Source organism: Pseudomonas sp. MM227 (assembly GCF_947090715.1).
In the GTDB taxonomy this organism is placed as follows: domain Bacteria; phylum Pseudomonadota; class Gammaproteobacteria; order Pseudomonadales; family Pseudomonadaceae; genus Aquipseudomonas; species Aquipseudomonas baltica.
The window spans coordinates 1200313-1215188 of sequence record NZ_OX352319.1 but is presented as its reverse complement, the minus strand read 5'-3'; the positions used below and the strand labels follow the sequence as shown (position 1 = coordinate 1215188).

General features: G+C 63.8%; 11 protein-coding genes. 6 read left to right on the top strand and 5 right to left on the bottom strand.

The window, feature by feature from the left end; translation table 11 throughout:
* The first annotated feature begins 5 nt into the window (after nt 1-5).
* Entirely contained in the window at nt 6-776 is a 771-nt protein-coding gene (locus ONG87_RS05460) for a hypothetical protein (RefSeq protein ID WP_264382357.1), read from the top strand.
* Nucleotides 777-789: 13 nt separating this feature from the next.
* On the opposite strand, the gene ONG87_RS05455 is transcribed toward ONG87_RS05460, so the two are convergent.
* The gene (locus ONG87_RS05455) at nt 790-1281 is read right to left on the bottom strand and encodes a GAF domain-containing protein (RefSeq protein ID WP_122479297.1); all 492 of its coding nucleotides are present in this window, start codon (nt 1279-1281) and stop codon (nt 790-792) included.
* Nucleotides 1278-2168 (bottom strand): ATP-binding protein, encoded by an 891-nt coding sequence (locus ONG87_RS05450; RefSeq protein ID WP_264382356.1) that lies wholly within the window; start codon nt 2166-2168, stop codon nt 1278-1280. The genes ONG87_RS05455 and ONG87_RS05450 overlap by 4 nt, the downstream gene beginning before the upstream one ends.
* Nucleotides 2169-2294: 126 nt before the next feature.
* Here ONG87_RS05450 and ONG87_RS05445 point away from each other — a divergent pair, with 126 nt between their 5' ends.
* A complete protein-coding gene (locus tag ONG87_RS05445) occupies nt 2295-4604 on the top strand; it encodes a response regulator (protein WP_264382355.1) in 2310 nt (769 codons plus the stop codon).
* A gap of 32 nt (nt 4605-4636) precedes the next feature.
* On the opposite strand, the gene ONG87_RS05440 is transcribed toward ONG87_RS05445, so the two are convergent.
* Nucleotides 4637-5119, bottom strand: a complete 483-nt coding sequence (locus ONG87_RS05440) for a glutathione peroxidase (protein ID WP_264382354.1) — start codon at nt 5117-5119, stop codon at nt 4637-4639.
* Nucleotides 5120-5139: 20 nt separating this feature from the next.
* On the bottom strand, nt 5140-5547 hold the full coding sequence (msrB, locus tag ONG87_RS05435) for a peptide-methionine (R)-S-oxide reductase MsrB (protein ID WP_122479301.1): 408 nt from the start codon (nt 5545-5547) through the stop codon (nt 5140-5142).
* Between the two features lie 164 nt (nt 5548-5711).
* On the opposite strand from msrB, the gene ONG87_RS05430 reads away from it, so the two are divergent.
* The 4 genes from ONG87_RS05430 (at nt 5712) to ONG87_RS05415 (ending at nt 13774) form a co-directional block, all read left to right on the top strand.
* Nucleotides 5712-6923 carry a pyridoxal phosphate-dependent aminotransferase gene (locus ONG87_RS05430; RefSeq protein WP_122479716.1) on the top strand — a complete coding sequence of 404 codons (1212 nt, stop codon included), beginning with the start codon at nt 5712-5714 and terminating at the stop codon, nt 6921-6923.
* A 129-nt stretch (nt 6924-7052) separates the two neighbouring features.
* Nucleotides 7053-7940: a protease HtpX gene (htpX, locus tag ONG87_RS05425; protein WP_043187206.1), complete on the top strand. Its 888-nt coding sequence runs from the start codon at nt 7053-7055 to the stop codon at nt 7938-7940.
* Nucleotides 7941-8054: 114 nt separating this feature from the next.
* A complete protein-coding gene (locus ONG87_RS05420; protein ID WP_264382353.1) occupies nt 8055-12347 on the top strand; it encodes a DEAD/DEAH box helicase in 4293 nt (1430 codons plus the stop codon).
* 251 nt (nt 12348-12598) lie between these two features.
* Nucleotides 12599-13774, top strand: coding sequence for an OpgC family protein (locus ONG87_RS05415; RefSeq protein ID WP_264382352.1), 1176 nt, complete (start codon nt 12599-12601; stop codon nt 13772-13774).
* On the opposite strand, the gene nadA is transcribed toward ONG87_RS05415, so the two are convergent.
* Nucleotides 13775-14833 carry a quinolinate synthase NadA gene (gene nadA / locus ONG87_RS05410; RefSeq protein ID WP_192053723.1) on the bottom strand — a complete coding sequence of 353 codons (1059 nt, stop codon included), beginning with the start codon at nt 14831-14833 and terminating at the stop codon, nt 13775-13777.
* Nucleotides 14834-14876: the final 43 nt, after the last annotated feature.

Here is a 14876-nt window from a genome sequence, read left to right as displayed (position 1 = left end):
CCCCGGTGACTCCACTCATGATCACCCTGTTCATCGTAACGGGGATCGCCATCCTTATCGTCATCGGCCTGCTCAACAATATGGTCGAGAGCAACAAGCTGGCCAAGGCGCGCGACAAGCTCGAGCTCACCGACCGCCTGCGCCGCTGCGGCCGCATTGGCGAGACGTTCCCTGGTCAACTGATGACCCCTGCCCTCAAGCAACTGCTCACCCGGCTCGAACTGAATATCAGCCAGCGCCTGTTGCTGCTCGACAGGCAGAACGCGCCGCTCAAGACTCGCCTTGAAGAGTTGCAAGGTGAGATCGCCAAGGGCGATGACATTGCAATCGGCAATCCGCCCTTCCCGATCTTGACCGAAGACCAGGCCAAGGAAGTCCGCTTTCTGCTCGAAGCTTTGCATGCGCAGGTCACGCGTGCCGCCCAGGAGGGCTTTCTCAACGCGGCCGAGACCAAGCACTGGGCGCGGGAGATCCGCAGCATTCTGGTCCTGCTGCACATCGAATTCTTCAACAACCTGGGCCAGCAACTGCTGGGAGAGGGCCAGCCGGGCCGCGCGCGGCTGGCATTCGAGCGGGGCGTGCAATACCTCAAGGGTCAGCCCGACGCTGCGCTCTACCAAGAGCAGCTGGAGTACTTGCAGAAGATGCTCAAGCGCACCAATGCCATAGTGCTCAGCCAGATGGAGCCGACCGGGAACGAAGTCAACGAACTCACCGACGGCTTGAAGGCCGACGAGAAGGAAGACCCATTCCAGAAGAAGACCAACTACGACTGAACAGGCTGGCGCTTCAGTAGCGGCTGCAGTCGGTCGCTTCGAGGAAGATCGCCGCCAGCTGTTCCAGGCCCTGCTGGTCCGCTTCGCTGAAGCGGGCAGTACGTGGGCTGTCCAGATCCAGTACGCCGATCAGCACGCCGTCCTTGACCAGCGGAATCACCAGTTCGCTGTTCGATGCGCTGTCGCAGGCGATGTGCCCGGGGAACGCATGCACGTCCTCGACCCGCTGGGTCTGCCGGGTCGCCGCAGCGGCCCCGCAGACGCCACGGCCAAACGCAATGCGCACGCACGCCACCTGCCCCTGGAAGGGCCCCAGTACCAGCTCCTCGTTGCGGTTGAGGTAGAAGCCCGCCCAGTTCAGGTCGTCGACCTGGTTGAACAGAAACGCCGAGAATTGCGCCGCATTGGCGACGAAATCACGCTCGTCGGCCAACAGCGATTGCAGTTGGGCGCACAGCATGCGGTAGCCTTCCAGCCCCGCGCCTGCGGCGTGCAAATCGATCATGCTTGTTGCTCCAGCAGTTTGAGGCCTACCCAGTAACGGGCAAATTGATAGGCGCAGCGGCCGTTGCGGTTGCCCCGTCCGGTCGCCCAGCGCACGGCAAGGATATCCAGTTGCTCGTCACGCGACCATTGCAGGCCGCTGTCGCGAGCGAGTTCGCCGATCCAGTGTTCCACCACACGCAGGAAGTGCTCCTGGGTGAACGGATAGAACGACAGCCACAGGCCAAACCGGTCGGACAGAGCGATCTTGTCTTCGACCGCTTCGCTGGGGTGCAACTCACCGTCGACCCGGGACCAGTTCTCGTTGTCGCTCTGATGCTCGGGGACCAGATGGCGACGGTTGGAGGTTGCATACAGCAGCACATTGTCAGGCGCCTGCTCGAGGGAGCCGTCGAGCACGCTCTTGAGCACCCGGTAGTCGCCCTCGCCCGCTTCGAACGAAAGGTCGTCGCAAAACAGCACGAAACGCTGGGGCAGTTTCTGCAACTGCTCGACCACCCGCGGCAGGTCGGCCAGATGATCGCGCTCGATCTCGATCAGGCGCAGCCCTGCGCCCGCGTGTTCGGCAAGCAGCGCGCGCACCAGCGATGACTTGCCGGTGCCGCGCGATCCCCACAGCAACGCATGGTTGGCTGGGTGGCCATCGAGAAACTGCTGGGTGTTGCGCGCCAGCTGCTGGCGCTGCTGGTCGACACCGATGAGGTCGCTCAGACGCATGTCCAGGCTGACCTCCAGCGGCAACAGGTAGCCGCTGCGGCCTTCGCGCTGCCAGCGCGCGGCCAGGCAATGATTCCAGTCGATTTCGCCGCGAAGCGCGGGCAGCAACGGCTCGAGCCGCGCCAGCACGGATTCGGCGCGCTCAAGAAAGGCATTCAAACGAGAGTCCACGACTTTTCCTCAAGGCAAGTTGCGTGTAAAAGGTTCGGCAAGGCGGACATGCCGTCGCACGCTGCGGCGCACACACATGGTCCATGCTTTGGCCCTGCGCACGGAATGGAAATTGGCCCAGTACCCATGGATATAAAATTCACCCAGCGGCTGTCCTATAAACAAGCACGCCTGACGGTACTGGTCGGCTTCATTCTGGGGGCTTTGCTCAGTGTTATCCAGATCGGCATCGATTATTCCAATGTCAACGAAGCCATCGATCGGCAGATGCGCTCGCTGCTTGAAATCAGTCACAACCCGGCCTCGCGCATCGCCTACAACATCGATGCCGAACTCGCCAAGGAACTCACCCTGGGCCTGCTGCAGTCGGAGTCGATCACCGGCGCGCGGCTGACGGACAACAACGGCAACGTGCTCGCCAGCGTGCAGCGACCGCGCCTGGAAAGCAGCTACCGCTTCCTCAGCGACATACTCTTCGACGCCCAGCGCCAGTACGAAGACTCCCTGTTTCTGTCGCACATGCCCAACGACCGCCTGGGCACCCTGCAACTGAGCGTCGACACCTTCGCCATCGGCAACCGTTTCCTGCGCCGCGCCGAAATCACCCTGGCCAGCGGCTTCCTGCGCACGGCGCTGCTCACCGGCATGCTGCTTGGCTTTTTCTACCTGATGCTGACCAAGCCCCTCAACCGGGTCATCCGCGCCTTGAGCAGCAGCGATCCGCACCAGCCCAAGCCCGCGCGCCTGGACTACCCGCCGGGCCACGAGCACGACGAGATCGGCGTGCTGGTGAAGGTCGCCAACCAGCAGTTCATCAGCATGGCCACAGAGATCCAGCAGCGGCGCAGTGCCGAGAATCGCTTGACCGAGTACCTGGGTGAGCTGGAAAACATCGTGTCGGCGCGGACCACCGAGCTCAAGGCCAGCAATACGCGCCTGAGCATGTCCAACGAAGAATTGGAAAAGGCCCGTCGCACGGCGCTGGACATGGCCCAGGCGCGCGCCTCGTTCCTGGCCAACATGAGTCATGAGATTCGTACCCCGCTCAACGGCCTGCTGGGCATGATTGCCCTGTCGCTGGACAGCCCGCTCAACGCCGAGCAGCGTCAGCAGCTGTCCATCGCGCACGATTCGGGCAAGGTGCTGGTCGAGTTGCTCAACGATATCCTCGACCTGTCCAAGTTCGACGCCGGGCAGTTGGAGCTGGAGCGCATCCCCTTCGACCTCGGCGCACTGATCGAAGACACCGCCAACCTGCTGTCGCAGAACGCGGCGCCCAGCGTCGAGCTGACCTGCCTGATCGATCCGCATTTTCCCGCGCTGGTCCTGGGCGACCCGACCCGGGTACGGCAGATCGTCAGCAACCTGTTGTCCAATGCGCTGAAGTTCACCCGCTTCGGCCGTGTCGACGTGCGCCTCTACACCCGCCCGGGAGGCGTGCGCATCGAAGTCAGTGACACCGGGATCGGGATCGCCCAGGAAGCGCAGGTCAAGATTTTCCAGCCCTTCACCCAGGCCGGCGCCGGCATCACCCGGCAGTTCGGCGGCACGGGCCTGGGCCTGGCCCTGACCAACAACCTTTGCGAGGCCATGCAGGGGCGCTTGAGCATCAGCTCGGAAGCCGGTTTCGGCAGCCAGTTCTATGCCGACCTGCCGCTCATGGCGCACAGTCCGGCCTACGTTCCGCCGTTGCTGCGTGGCCAGGTGTTGCTGGTCGGGCACGCCGGCAGCGGCCTGGCAGAACTGTTGCACGATCTGCTGCCGCTATGGGGCATCGATTACCAGCGCTACGACCTGGGCGCGGACCTTACCAATATCACTCCAGACCTGGTCGTCACCGACAGCCTGGACTGCCTGTTCGGCCTGCGTCCCGGTATCCAGGCACCGATTCTGCTGGTGACCGCCTACGGCAACTTCCTGCCCACCGAGCAGGCCAACGCGCTGATGCCGTTGCAGCAACAAGCCCGGCCGCTGGCACGCAATGCACTGTATCAGGCGTTGCGCCGCAGCCTGGTGGGTGACGAACCCACCGCGCTCGACCACCTGGCCAACCGGCGCAGCGCGCAACGGCGGGCACGCATCCTGCTGGTGGAGGACAACCCGGTGAATCAGCTGGTGGCCAAAGGCATGCTGAGCAAGCTGGGGTGCGAGGTCACCGTGGCCGCGCACGGTGGCGAGGCACTCAGCGAGCTGGAGAAGCACGAGTTCGACCTGGTGCTGATGGACTGCAACATGCCGGTCATGGATGGCTACGAAGCCAGCCGGCAGATTCGTCGAAGCGGGCGCTGGCCGCAGCTGCCGATCGTGGCGCTGACGGCCAATGCCATGCCCGAAGAACGCGAGCGCTGCCGCGCGGCGGGCATGAGCGACTATCTGGCCAAGCCGTTCCGCCGAGAGGAACTGGTCATGCTGATCGACCAGTGGGTACCTGAATAGCAATCAGGTTCAGCGCAGCGCTATTTCCAGGTTCAGCGCAGCGCCATTTCGATCTCGTGGGCCAGCGCGGCGGGTTTGGTCAGCGGTGCGAAGCGTTTGACACTGCCGTCGGCCGCCACCAGAAACTTGGTGAAATTCCATTTCACCTTCTCAGACCCGAACAGCCCCGGTGCGCGCCTCTTCAGCTGCACGAACAGCGGATGGGTCAGGTCGCCATTGACGTCGATCTTGCGAAACATCGGGAAGCTCACGCCGAAGTTCTTCTCGCAGAACTGCACGATGTCCAGGGTATCGCCGGGCTCCTGATTGCCGAACTGGTTGCAGGGGAATCCCAGCACCACCAGGCCCTGCTTGCGATACGTCTGCCACAGCTCCTCCAACCCCTTGTACTGTGGCGTAAAGCCACACTGGCTGGCCGTGTTGACCACCAGCAGGACCTTGCCGGCAAAATCGCCGATGGTCTTGTGCTGGCCGTCCAGAGTGATGCACGGGATGGAAAGAAGATCTTTGCTCATGGTCGCTTTCTTGTCAGAGGTCATGCCGGCTGGTCGGCCCGCGGCTGGAAGTCCAGGCACACCGAGTTGATGCAGTAGCGCAGGCCGGTCGGGGCCGGGCCGTCGGGAAACACGTGACCCAGGTGCGAGTCGCACGTAGCGCATTTGACCTCGGTACGGACCATGCCGTGGGTGGTATCGCGGATCTCGACCATCGCCTGCTCGCCGATCGGTGCGGAGAAACTCGGCCAGCCGCAGCCGGAATCGAATTTGCTGCGCGAGTCGAACAACGGCTCTTCGCAGCCGACGCAGGTGAAGATGCCGTCACCCTTGAAGTCGTTGTACTTGCCCGTGAAAGGCCGCTCGGTCGCGCTCAGGCGACAGACATTGTACTGCTCGGGATCGAGCATTTTCTTCCATTCTTCTTCGCTTCGCGTGAGCTTGCCCATCGGTACACCTCGGCAGTTCAAAAAGCCCGATCTGTGTCTTTTGCAACGATCAGGCGGCACGTATGATTGCGCCTTTGGACAGCAATCTGTCACCCGCGTTGCAGCGAATCGTTTTTTTCATCATCAGGGCCGGCGCGGGCCTTGCCATCTTTCGGGACCTCACCATGCAGTTCAGCAAATCGAACAAGCTCGCCAACGTCTGCTATGACATCCGCGGGCCGGTGCTCAAGCACGCCAAGCGCCTGGAAGAGGAAGGCCACCGCATCCTCAAGCTGAACATCGGCAACCCGGCGCCGTTCGGTTTCGAGGCACCCGTGGAAATTCTTCAGGATGTCATCCGCAACCTGCCCACCGCCCAGGGCTACAGCGACTCCAAGGGCCTGTTCAGTGCGCGCAAGGCGGTCATGCAGTACTACCAGCAGAAGCAGGTGGAAGGGGTCGGCATCGAGGACATCTACCTGGGCAACGGCGTCTCCGAGCTGATCGTCATGTCGCTGCAGGCCTTGCTCAACAATGGCGACGAAGTGCTGATCCCGGCGCCCGACTACCCGCTGTGGACAGCCTCGGTCAGCCTGGCCGGCGGCCATGCCGTGCACTACCTCTGCGACGAGCAGGCCAACTGGTGGCCAGACCTGGACGATATCAAGGCCAAGATCACCCCCAACACCAAGGCCATGGTGATCATCAATCCGAACAACCCCACCGGCGCCGTGTATTCCAGGGAAGTGCTGCTGGGCATGCTGGAAATCGCTCGCCAGCACAACCTCGTGGTGTTTTCCGACGAGATCTACGACAAGATCCTCTACGACGATGCCGTACACATCTGCACCGCCTCGCTGGCCCCGGACCTGTTGTGCCTGACCTTCAACGGCCTGTCCAAATCCTACCGCGTGGCCGGTTTCCGTTCCGGCTGGATCGCCATTTCGGGGCCCAAGCACAACGCCCAGAGCTACATCGAAGGCATCGACATCCTCGCCAACATGCGCCTGTGCGCCAACGTGCCGAGCCAGCACGCGATCCAGACCGCGCTGGGCGGCTACCAGAGCATCAACGACCTGGTGCTGCCCAACGGTCGCCTGCTGGAACAGCGCAACCGCACCTGGGAGCTGCTCAACGACATTCCCGGCGTCAGCTGCGTCAAGCCCATGGGTGCGCTTTACGCCTTCCCGCGCATCGATCCCAAGGTCTGCCCGATCCTCAACGACGAGAAGTTCGTGCTCGACCTGCTGTTGTCGGAAAAGCTGCTGGTGGTCCAGGGCACGGCGTTCAACTGGCCCAACCCGGACCATTTCCGGGTAGTGACGCTGCCGCGGGTCGACGACCTCGAGCAGGCCATCGGTCGCATCGGCCGCTTCCTGAAGAATTATCGCCAGTAAAAACCGAACGTATTCAAGTGTCCGTGCGCATATACACAGTTTGAAATAGTCCCCCGGTTGAATCGACCGGGCTCGGGCCTTATATAGCGCATACGCAACACTTCTATCCGTCAGGAGAACGTTACAACCATGATGCGCATCTTGCTGTTTCTGGCCACTAACCTTGCGGTTGTGCTGATTGCCAGCATTACCCTGAGCCTGTTTGGCTTCAATGGGTTCATGGCGGCCAACGGGGTGGATCTGAACCTCAATCAGCTGCTGATCTTCTGCGCCGTGTTCGGCTTCGCCGGTTCGCTGTTCTCGCTGTTCATCTCCAAGTGGATGGCGAAGATGAGCACCGGCACGCAGATCATCACCCAACCGCGCACCCGTCACGAACAATGGCTGCTGCAGACCGTCGAGGAGCTGTCGCGCGAGGCAGGCATCAAGATGCCCGAAGTCGGCATCTTCCCGGCCTACGAGGCCAACGCCTTCGCCACCGGCTGGAACAAGAACGACGCCCTGGTGGCCGTCAGCCAGGGCCTGCTCGAGCGTTTCTCCCCCGACGAAGTCAAGGCGGTGCTGGCCCACGAGATCGGCCACGTGGCCAACGGCGACATGGTCACCCTGGCGCTGGTGCAGGGCGTGGTGAACACCTTCGTGATGTTCTTCGCTCGAATCATCGGCAATTTCGTCGACAAGGTGATCTTCAAGAACGAGCAAGGCCAGGGCATCGCCTACTACATCGCGACCATCGTCGCCGAACTGGTACTGGGTATCCTGGCCAGCGTCATCGTCATGTGGTTCTCGCGTCGCCGTGAGTTCCGCGCCGACGAAGCCGGTGCCCGGCTGGCCGGCACCAACGCGATGATCGGTGCGCTGCAGCGCCTGCGCTCCGAGCAGGGCGTTCCCGTGCAGATGCCCGACTCGCTGAACGCCTTCGGCATCAACGGTGGACTCAAGCATGGCCTGGCCGGCCTGCTCATGACCCACCCGCCACTGGAAGACCGTATCGAAGCGCTGCGCCGTCGCGGTTGAATGCAACGGGCTTGATCGAGGGCGACGCGAGTCGCCCTTTTTTGTGGGTTGCGGCAATGCACCTGCGGCCCCCTGCCGGTTGCAACTTCGCTGCGCGTTCCCCATCAATAGATCATGAACCTACCTGCACAACACGATTCGGCACTGGCCAACTTCCATCCGGCAGTAAGCGCCTGGTTCCGCCGGCAATTTGCTGCCGTCACTCCCGCCCAGGCCCAGGCCTGGCCGTTGATCCAGCAGGGCCACTCGACCCTGATCGCCGCACCCACCGGCTCGGGCAAGACCCTGACGGCCTTCCTGGCCGTTCTCGACGAGCTGGTGCAACTGGGCCTCGCGCAAGGAGGCGAGCTGCCGCGACGCACCCTGGTGCTGTACGTCTCACCGCTCAAGGCCTTGTCCAACGACATCCAGCTAAACCTGCAACGTCCACTGCAGGGTATTGCCGCGCAATTGGCCGGCATGGACCTGCCTGCGCTGACCCTCATCGCCGGGGTACGTACCGGCGATACGCCGCAGAAAGAGCGGGCCGCCATGCGCCGGCACCCTCCGCACATCCTGGTTACCACGCCCGAATCGCTCTATGTGCTGCTCGGATCCGACTCCGGCCGCCGCATGCTCGCGGATGTCGGCACGGTGATCGTCGATGAGATCCATGCAGTGGCCGGCAGCAAGCGTGGCAGCCATCTGGCCTTGAGCCTGGAGCGTCTGCAGGCACTGTGCAGCAAGCCGCTGCGACGTATCGGCCTGTCCGCCACGCAAAAGCCGATCGCTCAGGTGGCGCAGTTCCTGGTCGGTGCGCAGCGGATGTGTTCGATCGTCGACATCGGTCACGCCCGCCCCCGCGACCTGGCCATCGAAGTGCCCGCAGTGCCGCTGGCGGCGGTCATGCCCAATGACGTCTGGGAGTTGGTCTACAACCGCCTGGCCGAGCTTGCCCAGGCGCACCGGACCACCCTGGTGTTCGTCAATACCCGGCGTCTGGCCGAGCGTCTGGCGCGCCATCTGAGCGAGCGGCTCGGGCGCGAGCAGGTGGCGGCGCACCATGGCAGCCTGGCGAAGGAGCAGCGTCTGGATGCCGAACAACGGCTCAAGCGTGGCGACCTGCAGGTGCTGGTCGCCACGGCCTCGCTGGAGCTGGGCATCGACATCGGTGACGTCGACCTGGTCTGCCAGATCGGCTCGCCCGGCTCCATTTCAGCGTTTCTACAACGGGTGGGCCGTTCCGGCCACCACGTCGGCGGTATTCCCAAGGGCCGCCTGTTTGCAATTTCTCGGGATGACCTGATCGAATGCGTAGCGTTGCTGGACTGCGTGCGGCGCGGCGAACTGGATATCCTGCGCATTCCCCAGGCGCCGCTGGACGTACTGGCCCAGCAGATCATCGCCGAGGTCAGCTGCCAGGAATGGCCAGAGCAGGCGTTGCTGCAGATGTTCCGCCAGGCAACGCCCTATGCGGCCTTGGACGATACGCGCTATGAAGCGTTGCTGCGCATGTTGGCCGAAGGTTACAGCGGGCGTCAGGGCGTGCGCGCCGCCTATCTGCACCGTGATGCAGTCACCCAGAGCCTGCGCGGCCGGCGCGGCAGCAAGTTGACTGCGGTCACCAGCGGGGGCGCCATAGCCGACAACGCCGACTATGCGGTGCTGCTGGAGCCGCAGGCGTTGAGCATCGGCAGCGTCAACGAGGATTTTGCCGTGGAAAGCCTCGCTGGCGACATCTTCCAGCTGGGCAATCGCTCCTACCGCATCCTGCGCATCGAAGGCGGCAAGGTACGGGTCGAAGATGCCCACGGTCAGGCGCCGAACATTCCCTTCTGGCTCGGCGAAATGCCCGGACGCAGCGCCGAGCTGTCGGCGGGCGTGGCGCGCCTGCAGGCCTTGATAGACCAACGCCTGGCGCTCAGTGACGGGCTACCCGAGCCCGTGCTGCCGTGGCTGCAGGACGCGCTCGACCTGGCCCAGGACAGCGCTGGGCAATTGCTCGATTATCTCTCCCGTACGCGCGAAGCGCTTGGCGCGCTGCCGTCCCAGGACACGCTGATCATGGAGCGTTTCTTCGATGCCTCGGGTGCCACGCAGCTGGTCATCCACACGCCATTCGGCAGCCGCATCAACCGGGCCTGGGGCCTGGCCCTGCGCAAGCGGTTCTGTCGCACGTTCAATTTCGAGCTGCAAGCGGCAGCCAGCGAAGATGCCATCGTGCTATCCCTGTCAACCAGCCACAGCTTCGCCTTGGAGGAGGTCTGGCACTACCTGCACAGCAACAGCGCCGAATCGATATTGACCCAGGCGCTGCTCGACGCTCCGCTGTTCGGCGTGCGCTGGCGCTGGAACGCCGCAACGGCCCTGGCCCTGCCCCGCTACAGTGGCGGACGCAAGGTGGCCCCGCAGCTGCAGCGAATGAAAAGCGAGGACCTGATCGCCACGGTATTCCCCGACCAGATCGCCTGCCTGGAGAACATCGTCGGCGAACGGAAGATTCCCGACCACCCGCTGGTCGCGCAAACCCTCGACGACTGCCTGCACGAAGCCATGGACAGCGAGGGCTGGCTGGCCCTGCTGCGGCGCATCGAAACCGGTCAGATCAGCCTCATCCAGCGTGATCTGCCCCGCCCTTCGCCACTGGCGGCAGCGATCCTCAATGCCAGGCCGTATGCGTTTCTCGACGACGCTCCGCTGGAAGAGCGACGTACCCAGGCGGTGCTCAACCGGCGCTGGGACGAACCGCGCACAGCGGACGACATGGGCGAACTGGACAAGGATGCCATCGCGGCAGTGGCCGCCGAAGCATGGCCCTCCCCTGTCAGCAACGACGAGATGCACGAGGCGTTGATGAGCCTGGGCGCATTGGCCGAACGCGAGGTTGGGGCCAGCGAGCTACCGCTGTTGAAGGCCCTGGCCGGTACAGGTCGCGCGGCACGCCTGACCCTGGGCGACGGCAGCCACCTGTGGCTGGCCCTGGAACGGGTGGCCTGCCTGCAGGCCATCTATGGGGGTATCGAGCTGTCGCCAGCATTGCGGATGCCCGCGCACTTGGCGCAGACGTGGACGAAGCAGGAAGCGACACTGGAACTGATCCGCGCCCGCTTGAGCGGGTTCGGCCCGCAGCGACTGGGTGAAATCGCCGCCCCGCTGAACCTGCATCCCGCGCTCGTCGAACAAGCCCTGCTGGTGTTGGAAAACCAGGGCTACGTCATGCGTGGCCGGTTTATCGCACACCTCGAGGAAACCCAGTGGTGCGAACGGCACCTGCTGGCGCGCATCCACCGCTACACGGTGAAGCGTCTGCGCCGCGAGATCGAACCGGTCAGCCTGCAAGTGTTCATGCGCTTCCTCCTCGACTGGCAGTGCCTTGCGCCCGGTACGCGCCTGCAAGGCGAAGCGGCAATGAGCCGATTGCTCGACCAGCTCGAAGGCTACAGCGCGCCGGCCAGCGCCTGGGAGAACGACCTGCTGCCGGCTCGACTGCGCGGATACGATCCGTCGTGGCTGGACCGCGCCAGCCGCAGCGGCAAAACGGTCTGGGCGCGGCTGGCCAGCAGTGGCAAGGGTGCGACCCTGCGCAACACGCCGATCGTGCTGCTGCCGCGCGCGCGCCTGCCTTTGTGGCGCAGCCTGGCTGCGGCAGTCCAGCCGCAGGAACTGTCCATGCGTGCGCAGAAGCTCGAGCAGACCCTGGCCGCGCAAGGCGCCATGTTTTTCGACGACTTGGTCCACCAGACACGCCTGCTGCGCACCGAAGCCGAGAACGCCTTGCAGGAGCTGGTCGCTGCAGGTCGCGTGAACGCCGACAGCTTCGCCGGCCTGCGCGCGCTGATCACCCCGGCCGGCAAACGCCAGGCGCGCAGCAGTCGCCGCGGTCGTGGCGCGTTCATCGGTGGCATGGACGATGCCGGCCGCTGGGCTCTGCTGCAGGCGCCCGGTTGCGCGCCCGATGAAGCCGTGGAACAGGTCGCGCTGGTGCTGCTGCGCCGCTACGGCGTGGTGTTCTGGCGTCTGCTGCAACGCGAAGCCGACTGGCTGCCCAGCTGGCGCGACCTGTTGCGCGCGCTGCAGCGCCTGGAGGCACGCGGGCAGATCCGCGGGGGGCGTTTCATCGATGGTTTGTCCGGTGAGCAGTTCGCACTGCCCGAGGCCATCCCAGCCCTGCGCGAGGTGCGCAAGCGACCGGTCGATGGCACCCTGGTATCGATCACGGCCAGCGACCCGTTGAACCTGGTCGGTACCCTGCTGCCACTGCCCGGAGCCGACCCCCTGCAGATCCAGAAAAGTGTGCCGGCGCTGCCGGGCAACCGCGTGCTGTACCGCGACGGGCTGCCCGTGGCGGCGTTGATTGCAGGCAAACCGGTGTACTGGAGCGAAGAGACCACGGAAGTGCGCCGACAACTGATCCAGCCATCCCTGTAGCAGCGGCGCAAGCCGCGTCATGGGTGCGCACGGTGAGCCTGAAAGCGGTGAGGCCGGACACAGCTTGCGCCGCGACCACAAGGGCTGCGTCAACTCAGCCTTGTGACATTCCGTAATAGCCAAACTTTTGCAATTCGTTGCGAAACCGGCCAACCTCCGCGCCGCTGATCGATAATGGCCGCCGATACGGAACCGTAATGCCCGGTGCCCAATCCCTACTACATCCTTCCTATTCGCAAGAGCCTGTCGCCATGACTAACGATCGAGACCATCGGATCGATTTCTATCGAGGTTTGGCGTTGATCTTCATTTTCTGGGATCACATACCGCAAAACCCACTGGCCAGCTTCACGCTGCGCAACTTCGGCTTCAGCGATGCGGCGGAGGTGTTCGTGTTTCTCGCCGGCTACGCAGCCGTGCTGGCCTACGGCAAGATCGCCCTGCGCGACGGCTACCTGGTCGCCACGGTGCGCATACTGCGCCGCGCCTGGGTGTTGTACGTGGTGCACATCTTCCTCCTGGCGGTGCTGATGGGCATCATTTTCGTTGCCAACAATCACGTCGAAACGCGCGACATGATCCAGGAAATGAACCTCACCTATTTCGTCTCCAACCCGCAACAGGCCATGGTCGACGAACTGCTGCTGCGCTTCAAACCCAACCTGATGGACCCTTTGCCGCTGTACATCGTGTTGCTGCTCGGCCTGCCGATCGTCCTGCCACTGCTGATCAAGCGGCCAGCGCAGGCCATCGGCTTGTCGCTGGTGTTGTACCTGGCAGTGCAATGGCTGGGCTGGAACATCCCGGCGCACGACAACGGCCTGTGGTATTTCAACCCCTTGGCCTGGCAAGTGCTGTTCGTACTGGGTGGCGCCACGGCGCTGCATGCGGCACGCGCGTCAGTCGCGGTGGCACGCCCGTTGGGCCGCCAGCCGCTGTTTCTCGCGTGCGCCACACTGGTGACATTCAGCGCGCTGGTCGCCCTGGGCTGGCGCTGGCCGGTGCTGCACGAGGCGCTGGTGCCCGGCTGGTTTGGCGAACTGCTCTACCCCATCGACAAGACCAACCTCTCGCCGTCACGGCTTTTGCACTTCGTGGCCCTTGCCTACTGCGTGGCCAAGCTGATACCCCAGGGCGAGTGGGTGAATCATCTGCTGGCACGCAAGGTTGCGCTGATGGGACGTTATTCGCTCGAGGTCTTCTGCCTCAGCGTGGTGCTGGCACCGTTGGCCGACATGGCCAATGCCCTGGCCGACGACCAGCTAACGATGCAGATCGCAAGTGCGCTGGTGGGCGCGGGCCTGATGCTGGCCCTGGCCGAATGGCTGGAACTGAACAAACGACTGGGCCGTCCGCGGCCAGAGTTGCCGAAGCTAGATCTGGCGAAGTCCGAACGGCCTGTGGTCGCGCTGGGCAAAAGCCTCTGATCAGGCGTTACCGGCCAGCTTCAGGCGCGCGGCCTGGGTAAAGTCCAGCATGCGCTTGAGCGGCCGAATGGCCTGGGGAATCAGCGCCGCGTCCACGGTGATTTCGTTGCTGCCCGCGCGCAGGCATTCCAGCGTGCGCTGCAGGGTGTTCATGGCCATCCACGGGCAATGCGCACAACTGCGACAGGCGGCACCGTTGCCGGCCGTAGGGGCCTCGATCAAGGTCTTGCCGGGAACTGCCTGCTGCATCTTGTAGAAGATACCGCGGTCGGTGGCCACGATCAGGGTCTGCTGCGGCAGTGTGCGGGCCGCGGCAATCAATTGGCTGGTCGAACCCACGGCGTCCGCCAGAGCGATCACTTCGGCCGGCGACTCGGGATGCACCAGAATCGCGGCGTCGGGGTACAGCGCCCGCATGTCGGCCAACTGCCGCGCCTTGAACTCCTCGTGGACGATGCAGGCACCGTCCCACATCAACATGTCCGCGCCGGTGTGGGTCTGGATATAGTTGCCCAAGTGCTTGTCGGGCGCCCAGATGATCTTCTCGCCGTTGTCCATCAGGCTCTCGACAATCTCCAGCGCGCAACTCGACGTCACGACCCAATCGGCACGGGCTTTCACCGCAGCCGAAGTATTGGCGTAAACCACCACGGTGCGTTCGGGATGCTGGTCGCAGAAGGCCGAGAACGCGTCCACTGGGCAACCCAGGTCCAGCGAACAGGTCGCCTCCAGGGTAGGCATCAGCACACGCTTTTCCGGATTGAGAATCTTCGCCGTTTCGCCCATGAACCTGACACCTGCCACCAGCACCGTTCGGGCCGGATGCTGATTGCCAAAGCGCGCCATCTCCAGCGAGTCGGAGACGCAGCCACCGGTTTCCTCGGCCAATGCCTGGATCACGGGATCGCAGTAGTAGTGGGCAACCAGAACCGCATCCTGAGCCTTGAGCTCGGCGGCGATGGCAGCACGATAGTCGGCTTCCTGTTCCGGTGTCAGAGGCCGGGGCTGCTTGGCATCCAGGTGAGCCTGGACCAGAAGGCGTTCGGATATCTGCGTCATGGGGCAAGACCTGCGGGCGCTGATGCGCGAGAGTCGAGTATAG

What these genes read in the sequence shown, in the direction of transcription:
- ONG87_RS05415 (WP_264382352.1), top strand. Translation starts at nt 12,599, where the DNA reads ATGACTAACGATCGAGACCATCGGATCGATTTCTATCGAGGTTTGGCG.
- ONG87_RS05440 (WP_264382354.1), bottom strand. Translation starts at nt 5,119, where the DNA reads ATGAGCAAAGATCTTCTTTCCATCCCGTGCATCACTCTGGACGGCCAG.
- ONG87_RS05430 (WP_122479716.1), top strand. Translation starts at nt 5,712, where the DNA reads ATGCAGTTCAGCAAATCGAACAAGCTCGCCAACGTCTGCTATGACATC.
- htpX (WP_043187206.1), top strand. Translation starts at nt 7,053, where the DNA reads ATGATGCGCATCTTGCTGTTTCTGGCCACTAACCTTGCGGTTGTGCTG.
- ONG87_RS05455 (WP_122479297.1), bottom strand. Translation starts at nt 1,281, where the DNA reads ATGATCGATTTGCACGCCGCAGGCGCGGGGCTGGAAGGCTACCGCATG.
- ONG87_RS05420 (WP_264382353.1), top strand. Translation starts at nt 8,055, where the DNA reads ATGAACCTACCTGCACAACACGATTCGGCACTGGCCAACTTCCATCCG.
- msrB (WP_122479301.1), bottom strand. Translation starts at nt 5,547, where the DNA reads ATGGGCAAGCTCACGCGAAGCGAAGAAGAATGGAAGAAAATGCTCGAT.
- nadA (WP_192053723.1), bottom strand. Translation starts at nt 14,833, where the DNA reads ATGACGCAGATATCCGAACGCCTTCTGGTCCAGGCTCACCTGGATGCC.
- ONG87_RS05445 (WP_264382355.1), top strand. Translation starts at nt 2,295, where the DNA reads ATGGATATAAAATTCACCCAGCGGCTGTCCTATAAACAAGCACGCCTG.